We start from the raw sequence: 11,056 nt of genomic DNA, 5'->3' as shown, positions 1-11,056 counted from the left end.
ATGTTTGCCAAGCTGCGGGGCAAGTTTGACCCCAAGTTGTTGCCGGTTTTCATTCGCTGCCTGGGGGTGTACCCGCCGGGCACGATCGTGCAGTTGTCCAATGGCGCCGTTGGCATGGTCGCCACGGTCAACACCGCCCGGCCCATGAAGCCGACAGTGATGATCTACGACTCTCAAATCCCCAAAGAGGAGGCCCTGTTGCTGGATATGGAACGCGAGACCGAGTTCAACATTGCCAAGGCCATCCGGCCAGCCCAGGTGCCGCGTGATGTTTACAACTATTTGAGCCCGCGCAAGCGGGTCAGTTACTACTTTGACGCGGCCTCCGGACGGGCTGTGGAGGGCAAGCCATGAGTCATTTAGCCCAACTGATGCTCGACCATTGCCCGGAGATTTTGCTGCTGGTCAATCCGACAAGCTTGCAGATTGAGGTGGCCAATGCCACCGCGGCCAGCACGCTGGGGTATGCGCCATCGCAAATCAAGGGCTTGCTCATTACCGAGGTGGAGAGCGCCCTGCAGGACGTTTTTTATTGGGAAGATGTTCGCGGCGGCCAGACGCTGGAGGTGCAAGACCAGGACGATGAGTACCGTTGCTGCAATGGTGATTTGCTGAGCGTGCGCAAGTCCATCCAACTGCTTGCGTACGACGGCGTGCCCTTGCTGTTGGTGCGCGCCGTCCTGACGCAAAGCGAGAACGTGGCACAAGATGCGCTGGAGCACACCCTGTCGGAGTTGCGTGCCACTCTGGAATCCACCAGCAACGGCATTCTTGTGATCGATTGGAAGGGAAAAATCGACAGCATGAACCGTCTGTTTGGTAAATTGTGGACCATCCCCGATGACTTGCTGAACTGGCAGGATGATGCCGGTATTCTCGATTTCATCGTGGCGAACGTGCAGGAGTCAGAACTGCTGCGTGCGCGACTGAGTGCCATCGTAGACAACGGCGAGACACAAGACCTGCTGCATCTGCGTGATGGTCGTGTGTTCGAAGCGAGTTCGCGGCCCCAGTATTTGAACGAACAAATCATTGGGCGTGTGTTTGGTTTTCAAGACATCACACAGCGCACGCGGGCGGAAGAAGCCTTGCGCGAGTCGAGCCGTTTGCTGGAGCAACGGGTACTGGACCGAACTGCCGATTTGAACGCCGTGAATGGAAAATTGCAGCAAGAAAAGGACAGCCAGGCCCAGTTGATCAAGCGCCTGGAAGAAACCCAAAACCAGTTGATGCAGTCCGAGCGCATGGCCTCCATCGGGCAACTGGCGGCCGGTGTGGCGCATGAAATCAACAACCCCGTGGGGTTTGTTAACTCCAACCTGGGCTCCCTGCAGGGTTATGTCACTGACATGCTCAGACTGCTGTCGGTGTACGAGCAGGCAGAAAGTAGCCTGACAGTCGCGACACTGCAAGAAATCAAGCAGCTCAAGGCCGATATTGATGTTGAGTTTTTGCGCGAAGACATTGTTTCGCTGTTGGCGGAGTCACTGGACGGGGTCAAGCGCGTGACGCGCATCGTGCAGGATTTGAAAAACTTCTCCCATGTGGATGAATCAGAGCGCCAGTGGGCTGACCTGGAAGTGGGCATGGAAAGCACCTTGCGCGTGGTCTGGAACGAGCTCAAATACAAGGCCGAAGTGGTCAAGGAGTTTGCGGGTGTTGCGCAAATCGAGTGTTTCCCGTTCCAGCTCAACCAGGTATTCATGAACCTGTTGGTCAATGCCTCGCATGCGATTGAAGTGCACGGCACCATCACCCTGCGTACCGGGCAAGACGAGAGCCAAGTCTGGGTGGAGGTGCAAGACACCGGTAAAGGCATCAAACCTGAGAATCTGAGCCGGATTTTTGAGCCTTTTTTCACCACCAAACCAGTAGGTAAAGGCACGGGCCTGGGCTTGTCCCTGGCTTATGGCATTGTGAAAAAACACAACGGGCGCATCGAGGTCAAAAGCGAGGTGGGTCAGGGCAGTACGTTCAGGGTGATCTTGCCGAAAATCTTCCCGCACCCAGCCATCGAGTCGGGTCGCTGATCAGGCGCCCAGGTTGAGCAACGCGGCTTCTATGGCCGCTGCGGTGGCCAGTGGTTTTTCCATTGGAAACAGGTGGCTGCCGTCAAGCATCATGATGCGGCCTTTGGTGATTTTTTCGGTCATGGCCATGCCGACCTGCTTCATTTCCACCGACTGCGTGCCGCCCATAAAAGCCACCGGACATTTGACCGGGTGGCGCTTCAAAATTGATTCCAAGTTGTGCGGCAGGGTGTTGTAGATGGCGGTTTCTACATCACGGTCAAAGCTCAGTACACGTTTTTTTTCGTCTCCGTGAATTTCGTCGTGCGTGCCATAGGCAATGTAGTCTTCAAGCACTTGCGGGTCCCATTTGGCGAATGCTTTTTTATGCCGCAGGTGTTCCAGCGCCGCCTCTTGACTCGGCCAGGTGTTGCGGCGTCGACGGCTGACCGCCCCGGGCGACCACGATCCCACCATTTGCGTGCTTTTGATGACGCCCAGCGTGGTGGCGCGCCAGCCGCCCAGAATGGGTGCGTCCAGCAGCAGCACGCCGCGTGCCAGTTCAGGGGCCCGGGCAGCGGCCATCAGGCTGATAAACCCACCCAGCGAATGACCGACCAAAAAAACGGGTTCGCCTTTTTTTTGCACCTCGGTCTGGGTGAAGTCAATCAGTTGTTGCACCAGATGCGGCCAGTTGTCGGTGACCGGGTACTTCGGATCATGGCCAAATTTTTCGATCGCCTTGACCGTGAAGCCGCGCGCTTTCAGGTGTTTGAACAACACCCGGTAGGTGCTGGCGCCAAAGCTGTTGGCATGAGAAAAAACAACCATTTTTAGATGAGTTTTTCTTGGGGCGTGCTGATTTTCTTCAGCGTGCGGTTGCGGCTGGACTCGACCATCAGCGGCACGCCGGTTTGCTCACCATGCCAGCTCGGGTCTTCGATGCTGTCAAACACTTCACGCAATTTTTGGCCCCAGCTGTTGTGCATCATCTTGAAGTAGGGGTTGTTTTCATCGATGCACACCACCTTGTCGGTCTGGAAGGTGTTGGCTTCGTAGACCACCATGTCAAGTGGCAAACCCACCGACAGGTTGGACTTGAGCGTGGAGTCCATTGACACCAGTGCACACTTGGCCGCTTCATCCAGTGGGGTTTCGGGCGTGATGACGCGGTCCAGCACGGGTTTGCCGTATTTGGATTCGCCGACCTGAAAATACGGTGTTTCGGGCGTGGCTTCAATGAAGTTGCCAGCCGAGTAAACCTGAAACAGGCGCATGCCTTCGCCAGCGATCTGGCCACCAAAAATCAGTGACACATTGAATTCAACACCGGCTTGCTTGAGTGAGGCTGCGTCACGGTCGTAGACGTGGCGAATGGCCGAGCCGAGCACGCGCGCGGCATCAAACATGCTTTTGGCGTTCCAAATGGTGATCGGCTCGCTTTCAGGGTGGTCTTTGAGTTGCTCGATTTGCAGTATTTCACGCACCGATTGAGAAATGCTCAGGTTGCCGGCCGACAGCAGCACCATGAAACGGTCGTTGGGCTTTTCGTAAACGATCATTTTCCGAAAGGTGCTGATCTGGTCCAGTCCGGCGTTGGTGCGGGAGTCAGAGAGGAACACCAGTCCGGCGTTAAGTTTGATGGCGACGCAATATGTCATGTTGTTTTGAATAAAAGTAAAACTGGGGGTGCCGGTGGCACTTGAAATGAATATCCGATTTTGTACCAGCTTGGGGCTGCAAATGCTCCATGCAGAATTCGTGCCGGGCGTAACTTTCCGGGGGATGTCGCTAAGCGGCTACCGTCGGCGTTACGTTGGGCAGTTCAATAATAAAGCGGCTACCTTCATTCGGCTTGGATTCGGCCGAGATTTTCCCGCCCAAAACATTTTGGATCAACCGGTTGGAGAAAGTCAGTCCCAGGCCAGAACCACCCTTGTCAGGGATGGTGGTGAAAAAGGCTTGAAACAGATGGGCGCGCACAGCATCGGTCATGCCCTTGCCGTCATCTTCAACTTCAATGCGAATGTGTGTTTTGCCCAAGGCCTGAGCGCGTAACGTGATCGTCCCGTCCTCCAGGCCGTCAAAACCATGCAGCATTGCGTTTTGGACGAGGTTGGAGACCACCTGACCCAATGGACCTGGGAAGCTGTCCATCAAAAGACCGGGCGCCATGTCAAAAACGACGTGAATCTGGCGTTTTTCAAGGGCGGGCGTCAGAGTGGCCACGACGTCATCAATGAGTTCATCGACCAGAAACGACCTGCGCTGCTGGGTGACCTGATCAATGGACAACTGCTTCAAGCTTGACACCAGTTCGGCCGAGCGCTGATTGGACAGTTCAATGAGCTTCAAACCATTTCGGACAGACTTGATGATGTTTTCACGATCATTTGTGAGCCTTGTGTCGGGCAACTTGGTAATTTCAAAATTATCAATGGATTCATCAATAACGCTGGCGGCCATGATGCTGCATCCAATAGATGTATTCAGATCGTGCGTTATTGAAGGAATCACAGCGGCCATCCGGGCCAAGGGATACGCTTTTTCGTAGTCGATTCGTATCTGGCTCAGGGTGCGATCAGTGTCATGCAGTTGTTCGGTTTGCAATTGCAATTGCGAAGTCAACTGGGCATTGGCCTTGTCTAACTGCAATAGTAAATTTTCCTCATTTTTTTGCAGCGCATGGACCAGCAGCCCGACCAATGAAATATTGGTGACGACCAGCAGCAGAATGAAGGTCCACAAAAACAGCGTGAAATGCAGCGTCGTATCCACCGGAGAAATACCCTCTGCCAGTCTGATGGACAGCACCTGGTAGGCGCGAATACCAAATAAGAGCCCCGCGCCAAGAAACGGCCATGCGATCAGAGCCTTGACCCAGCCCTTGAATCGGTGCGACCCATCACCCCAGACGCACTCCATAAATCCAGAGCAGGTCGTGACGCTGGCAATGATGTTGAACGCCAATGCGCGGTACAGGTAGGAACTGGTATCGGGCGCCAATGTTGCAGTCGCCGCGATCTCAATCCATAGCGGGATATATCGCACCCAAAGGGAAGGAGGCGGGTCCCGCAAGAGCCGCAATATGCCAGACTGGAAGGTGACGAGGCCGAAGATCACGAGCCAGTCAGCCACCTGAAAACTCAGGAATCCGGGGTGGTCAGCACGCTGCAGCATTAATATGACGCCCAAACCGACTGAGACATTGGCCAGAAAGAAACTGGCCGATGCCTTGGGGATAAGACGAAATGCAAGGGCCAGACACAGCCAGGAGATCGCGAAGATTCCGGAAATGACCAGCATCATCAATCTCAGGGTGCTATCTATATTTTCCATTTGGTTTCTATTTTTACTGATCCACTCCTTGAGTCGACATTGGCAGTTTACTTGTCTTGAGCCAAACCATAAGTCACAACGAATATGAATACAGATACTTTTCACGCCAAACCCGCACATCACCGCAAAACAGGCTTCGCCAACAGCGACCCATCGGTCGTCATTGGTGACTTCCCCTGGTATGAAATGGTGTGGCGCAGCTTGCGTGGCGACTTCAAGCCTCTCACAGAACCACAGAACGGCTATGCCTCTTTTGCCGGGGAATGGAGTGTCGCCGTGGACCATGCGCGCATTGCCCAGCGACAGCAGGCACCCGTCGTGACTTGGCTGGGCCATGTGTCAGTGCTACTGCAGCTGGGTGGGCTGAACGTGCTGACGGACCCGACGCTGGCCGATTTTGCCGGGCCATACGGGCGCTTTGGTGCGCCGCGCATGGTGCCTGCACCGCTGCGGGGGGATAGTTTGCCCCCCATCGATGTGCTGCTGATCTCGCACAACCATTACGATCATCTGTGCGACGCGACCCTCGCCGCGATGGTGGCTTCCGGGCAACGACCCCGGATTTTTGTGCCGCTAGGCCTTAAAGCCTGGTTTGACGCACGCAACATTCCGAATGTGACCGAGTTGGACTGGTGGGACCATGCGGATGTGACTCGTGACATTGACGGCAAAGCCTTGCTTGAGCCTATTCGCATCCATTTCACCCCGGCACAGCACTGGAGCCGGCGCACACCGTTTGACACCAATGCATCGCTTTGGGGCGGCTATATGGTGGAACGAAACCCCGGCGCAATCGACGCCTGGCGCTTTCTGTTTCCCGGTGACACGGGCTACAGCGCCGACTTCAAAGCCATTCGCGAACGCCTGGGTGCGGTGGATTTTTTGGCCCTGCCCATCGGTGCCTACCTGCCACGCGACTTCATGAAGAAGATGCATGTAAACCCATCCGATGCGGTCCAACTCATGCTGGATCTGGAGGCGAAGCAAGCCATGGGAGTGCATTGGGGGACTTTCAAGCTGACCCAGGAAGCCTTTGACCATCCGCCGCGAGATTTGGCGGCGGCGTTGCAAGCGCGCGGCCTGACCAAAGATTCGGTCTGGCTAATGCGCCACGGCGAAACACGTGCTGTAGCAATGTGAGAAGCCGTGTCCTGGTCATCACAGCCAGTGGGGCAATCAAGTCCAGCCGAGTTTTACGACGCTGATGACTTAGCGAACCCTTGTAGCCTAGTGCTGGAATGAATTCTGGTATTTTTTGACTTTTTAGATCAGGTGGCATTCAGCCAGTTTGCCGAATCCATTTTCAAAACCGGTCATTCAGCGTTGTGGGAGGCTGCTTTAGTACTATTGCTTCAAATTAAATAGATATATGTCAATAAATTTGGGCATGGCTTTGCCATGACCCATGGGTGGAGCCAATGAATAACAAACTGCCTGTTTTTCCAGCCGAAATGCTGCCGAGTGCCCCAACCCCGCCTCCCGAAAAATTAAAACCTCTGCCCTCTGCACAAGCCCTCTTGCTGTGGCTGGCGTTGGGCTGCCTGCTGCCCGGCATCCTTGGGGCTGTATTTCTTTTTGTTCATCTGCTGAATGAAGGACACACCCAGCTTCAACAATCAACACTGCAGACAGCTCGGGCGCTCGTGATGGCGGTGGACAACAAATTTGCGCAAATCGAAGTGCTCGCGGTGGCACTTTCGCACAGCGCCAACCTGACGACCAACAACCTCGAGGACTTCCACCGCAAGTCGCGTGAGATATTGAAAGCGACCAACATTGCCAGAAATGTATTGATCTGTGATGAAACCGGGCAGGAACTCGTCAACACCTTGCTCGAGTTTGGAGAGCCGTTGCCGCGGTATGGCAATCAGGCGCAATTGCGTCAGGTTTTTACCACCGGACAAACCGTGGTCTCCGATGTTTTTATCGGTGCGGTTGTTGCCAAACCCACGGTCACCGTGGCCGTGCCGGTATTTATCAAAGGAAAAGTAGCCTACGTCCTGAGTGTTGGCATGTCTCCGCAATGGCTTAACGACCTGCTGCATCAGCACCAGCAGCAACATTCGAAACAGTTGCCTAATGAATGGATACTCAGCATTTTTGACAGTTCAGGCACCATTGCCGCCCGCACCCTTCAGGCCGAGCAATTTGTGGGGCAGAAAGCCTCGCCAGTGTTATTGGCCCACTTTCCGGAAAATGAAGGTGCTCTGGAGGTCGATACGCTGGAAGCCACCCCGATTCTGGGGTTTTTCAGCACCTCGGCGCGCCACCACTGGAAGGTGGGTATTGGCATTCCCCGTCAAGAACTGGAATCCGTGTTGACGCAACGGGTGGTCGCGATGGGCGCAGGCATTCTCCTGCTGCTAGGCTTGGGTGTCACCCTGGCCACCGTTCTTGCCAGGCGAATTTCGCAATCGGTCACGGCGCTGACCCTGCCGGCCCGGGACCTTTCCGAAGGTAAAGCCTTGTCCGCACCCCCGGTCTATTTTCGTGAAGCCCAGGCGGTGGTGGACGCCATGGCCCAGACGGCCATCCAATTGGTGGAAAAAACGCATGAGACCCACCTCGCCGAGGTCGATTTACGCGCCAGTGAGAAGGCGCTCAAACAACTCAATCAAGCGCTGGAGGGTAAAGTGCAGGAGCGTACTCAAGCGCTGACCGATCTCTACGACAGGGCCCCATGTGGCTACCACTCGCTGGATGCAGAGGGTCGGCTGGTCCAGGTCAACCAGACGGAGCTTGATTTGCTGGGCTACACCCGCGAAGAGTATCTGGGTCGGCGCATGACCGAGTTTCTTGACCCTGAAAATAGGGTCAGATTTGCGCAGGTGTATCCACTACTGCAACGCGACGGCCAGATCCGAGAGGTTGAATTTGAAGTCTCCTGCAAAGACGGCTCCCGCATCCCTTTTCTGGTGAGTGCCAACATCATCCTTGATGCGCAAGGCCAGTTCGTCGCCACCCGAAGCACGATGGTCGACAACCGGGTGAGCAAGGCGCGCCAGCAGAAAATCTCCGAACTCAACCAATTTCTTCAAGAGGTTCTTGCGTCCTTGTCCTTCGGAGTGGTGGTTTTGAATGAGGCGCGAGAAGTAGTTCTGCGCAACAAACTGTTTGGCATCATCCTGGACTACCCGCCTGAACTGGCGCAAAAGGAGTCCTTGAGTTTTGCGGAGATGGTCAGTTTCAATTTTGACCGGGGTGACTATCCGAATCAGACCTATGAAGCGGCCATGACCGGGTTTCTTCAAACAATGAAGGACCGCCAAACCTTCTGTTTCGAGCGACTCCAGACCAACGGGACCTACCTGGAAGTCCGTGGGCAACAAATTTCCAAAGACTGGATTTTGCTGACCTACACGGACATCACATCGTTCAAAAAGTCCGAGCAAGCCCTGGCGCAAGCGCTTGAGGCGGCTGACGCCGCCAACCAGGCCAAGAGCGACTTTCTGTCCAATGTCAGCCACGAGTTGCGCACCCCCCTCAATGCGGTGGTCGGCCTGTCCCGGCTATTGACGGACTCTCCATTGAGTCGTCGTCAACGGGACTATGCCGAAAATATTCAGTTGTCGGCCAATGCGTTGCAGACCTTGATCAACGATGTATTGGACTTCTCCAAGATTGAGGCCCGCGAGTTGCATCTGGAGCACGCTGCGTTTTCGCTGAGGTCACTCATGCGCACCACTGCCTCGGTATTGGGCATCGGTGTGGGAAACAAGCCGATTGAAGCTTTGCTGGACGTTGCCTCTGACGTGCCCGATACCTGGGTCGGCGATGCTTTGCGCGTGCAGCAAATCCTGCTGAACCTGATCAGCAATGCGGTCAAGTTCACCGATGCCGGTGAGATCGTGGTGTCGGTACGGTGTGTAACCGGTCAGGATGCCTTGGCAGAGGAACAAGCCACCTTGCAATTGAGTGTGCGCGATACCGGTATCGGCATGGCCACAGAATCACTGGCCACCATTTTTAACGGATTTACGCAAGCAAATACATCCACCAGTCGTCTCTATGGCGGCACCGGCTTGGGGCTGGCCATTTGCGCCCAACTCGCCAACCTGATGGGCGGGCACATTGAAGTGGACAGCACCTTGGGTCAAGGTAGCGAATTTCGACTTGACTTGTCACTGACGCGGGGACAAGAAACAAAGTCATCGGCATCAGAAGACCTCCCCGCCAACTTGTTCGTCCTGATTGTGGATGACCACCCCTTGGCGCGAGAAGTTTTGATGCGATCCTGCACGGCCTTGGGCTGGCAGGCGCACGCTGTGGCGTCGGGTGAAGCCGGTCTGCAAGCCTTGTTAAGCAATGCCAGTGAAAAACGTGAATACGACCTGCTGCTCCTTGACTGGCGAATGCCCGGTATGGATGGTCTGGAAATGCTGCGCCAGGCTGACGCCACACCCGGTATCTTTTTGCCATGGGTGGTCTTGATGGCACCCCTGACCGAGATGGAGCAGGCGGTAATGGCCAGTGCGGGCGTCAAACTTGAAGTGACGGCCAAACCGATGACGACAGCCAGTCTGTTGGACGCAGTCGCCCGGGCATTCGGCCGAAAGGTCGGACAGGCCGATGTCATGCCGGGTTTGTTCGATGAATTGCAGTCCGCCATGCAGACCCTTAAATCGTCACACCAGCAATTTGACGCCCGTTATGCCAAAGCTTGAGGCGCGGTTGCCGGTGTTTGATAAGTTATTGACTGTAGTTACTTACCGTCAGCGTCTTTTGACGGTGGGACAACTTTCTTCTGATTGAACTTAAGTGCCGCCAGTGCCAGCTTCTGTTTACGCTCCAAATTGAGCCTCTCCAGTTCTGCGTGGTTGCTCTTCTTCATGTTCGGGTCTTTTCCAAATACGCCTGCCATAGTAGTTTCTCCTTTGGTTCAGTCTAACTGATCGCCTGCCTTACACCTTGCTCGCCAGCGCCTTCAATTGGTACAGCGCTTCCAGTGCTTCTCTGGGGCTTAAATTATCAGGATTTATGGCTGCAACCGCCGTCTCTATTGCGCTGGAAGCTATATTTTCAATAGCGGGTGGTGCCGCAAACAAGTCGACTTGGGCTTGGGATTCGGTGGCTTTGGCTTCCAGTGCTTCCAGCGTGTGGCGGGCGTGGTTGAGCACGGCGGCGGGCATGCCGGCCAGGCGCGCGACCTGAATACCGTAGCTTTTGCTGGCCGGGCCAGGTTGGATTTCGTGCAAAAACACAATGTCGCGGCCCGACTCGACAGCACTCACATGCACGTTGATGGCGGCGTGGTGTTTGGCCGGGAACTCGGTCAACTCAAAGTAGTGCGTGGCAAACAGGGTGTAGGCCTGGGTTTTGTCATGCAGCTGGGTGGCAATGGCACTGGCCAGCGCCAGGCCGTCAAAGGTGCTGGTGCCACGGCCAATTTCGTCCATCAGCACCAGCGAGTTGGGCGTGGCAGCGTGCAGAATTTGAGCGCCTTCCAGCATCTCCAGCATGAAGGTGGACTGGGCGTTGGCCAGGTCGTCGGCGGCGCCAATACGGGTGTGGATGGCGTCAATCGGCCCGAGTCGGCAGGCGCTGGCCGGCACATAACTGCCCATGCTGGCCAGCAAAACGATCACCGCAATTTGCCGCATGTAGGTCGATTTACCGCCCATGTTGGGGCCGGTGATGATTTGCATGCGCTGCTTGGGTCCCAAGCGCGTGTCATTGGCGATGAAGGCGCCGCTGCTGGTCTCGGCCAG

General features: G+C 55.4%; 7 protein-coding genes and 2 pseudogenes. 4 read left to right on the top strand and 5 right to left on the bottom strand.

Translation table 11 applies throughout. The features are described from left to right. A pseudogene (locus tag WCG50_RS13980) lies at positions 1–354 on the top strand (HD-GYP domain-containing protein); the annotation flags it as partial. Next, positions 351–2,030 (top strand): ATP-binding protein, encoded by a 1,680-nt coding sequence (locus tag WCG50_RS13975; RefSeq protein WP_336900215.1) that lies wholly within the window; start codon positions 351–353, stop codon positions 2,028–2,030. The pseudogene WCG50_RS13980 and the gene WCG50_RS13975, both read left to right, overlap by 4 nt. On the opposite strand, the gene WCG50_RS13970 is transcribed toward WCG50_RS13975, so the two are convergent. The 3 genes from WCG50_RS13970 to WCG50_RS13960 all read right to left on the bottom strand — a co-directional run bounded on the left by WCG50_RS13970 (position 2,031) and on the right by WCG50_RS13960 (position 5,348). Further along, entirely contained in the window at positions 2,031–2,840 is an 810-nt protein-coding gene (locus WCG50_RS13970; protein ID WP_336900214.1) for an alpha/beta hydrolase, read from the bottom strand. A 2-nt stretch (positions 2,841–2,842) separates the two neighbouring features. Further along, the gene (locus WCG50_RS13965) at positions 2,843–3,670 is read right to left on the bottom strand and encodes a proteasome-type protease (protein ID WP_336900213.1); all 828 of its coding nucleotides are present in this window, start codon (positions 3,668–3,670) and stop codon (positions 2,843–2,845) included. 130 nt (positions 3,671–3,800) lie between these two features. Beyond that, a complete protein-coding gene (locus WCG50_RS13960) occupies positions 3,801–5,348 on the bottom strand; it encodes a HAMP domain-containing sensor histidine kinase (RefSeq protein WP_336900212.1) in 1,548 nt (515 codons plus the stop codon). A gap of 84 nt (positions 5,349–5,432) precedes the next feature. Here WCG50_RS13960 and WCG50_RS13955 point away from each other — a divergent pair, with 84 nt between their 5' ends. Beyond that, positions 5,433–6,488, top strand: a complete 1,056-nt coding sequence (locus WCG50_RS13955) for an MBL fold metallo-hydrolase (protein WP_336900211.1) — start codon at positions 5,433–5,435, stop codon at positions 6,486–6,488. A gap of 278 nt (positions 6,489–6,766) precedes the next feature. After that, a complete protein-coding gene (locus WCG50_RS13950; protein ID WP_336900210.1) occupies positions 6,767–10,012 on the top strand; it encodes an ATP-binding protein in 3,246 nt (1,081 codons plus the stop codon). 38 nt (positions 10,013–10,050) lie between these two features. On the opposite strand, the gene WCG50_RS13945 is transcribed toward WCG50_RS13950, so the two are convergent. Beyond that, the gene (locus tag WCG50_RS13945) at positions 10,051–10,209 is read right to left on the bottom strand and encodes a hypothetical protein (protein WP_336900209.1); all 159 of its coding nucleotides are present in this window, start codon (positions 10,207–10,209) and stop codon (positions 10,051–10,053) included. A 40-nt stretch (positions 10,210–10,249) separates the two neighbouring features. Beyond that, a pseudogene (locus WCG50_RS13940) lies at positions 10,250–11,056 on the bottom strand (DNA mismatch repair protein MutS); the annotation flags it as partial.

Origin of the sequence: Rhodoferax sp., from assembly GCF_037143375.1 — a bacterium.
GTDB lineage: Bacteria > Pseudomonadota > Gammaproteobacteria > Burkholderiales > Burkholderiaceae_C > Rhodoferax.
This window is presented reverse-complemented; position numbering and strand designations above follow the sequence as displayed.

Excerpts from the sequence above, each read along its gene's own strand:
- WCG50_RS13975 (WP_336900215.1), top strand. The coding sequence starts at position 351 with ATGAGTCATTTAGCCCAACTGATGCTCGACCATTGCCCGGAGATTTTG.
- WCG50_RS13970 (WP_336900214.1), bottom strand. The coding sequence starts at position 2,840 with ATGGTTGTTTTTTCTCATGCCAACAGCTTTGGCGCCAGCACCTACCGG.
- WCG50_RS13965 (WP_336900213.1), bottom strand. The coding sequence starts at position 3,670 with ATGACATATTGCGTCGCCATCAAACTTAACGCCGGACTGGTGTTCCTC.
- WCG50_RS13960 (WP_336900212.1), bottom strand. The coding sequence starts at position 5,348 with ATGGAAAATATAGATAGCACCCTGAGATTGATGATGCTGGTCATTTCC.
- WCG50_RS13955 (WP_336900211.1), top strand. The coding sequence starts at position 5,433 with ATGAATACAGATACTTTTCACGCCAAACCCGCACATCACCGCAAAACA.
- WCG50_RS13950 (WP_336900210.1), top strand. The coding sequence starts at position 6,767 with ATGAATAACAAACTGCCTGTTTTTCCAGCCGAAATGCTGCCGAGTGCC.
- WCG50_RS13945 (WP_336900209.1), bottom strand. The coding sequence starts at position 10,209 with ATGGCAGGCGTATTTGGAAAAGACCCGAACATGAAGAAGAGCAACCAC.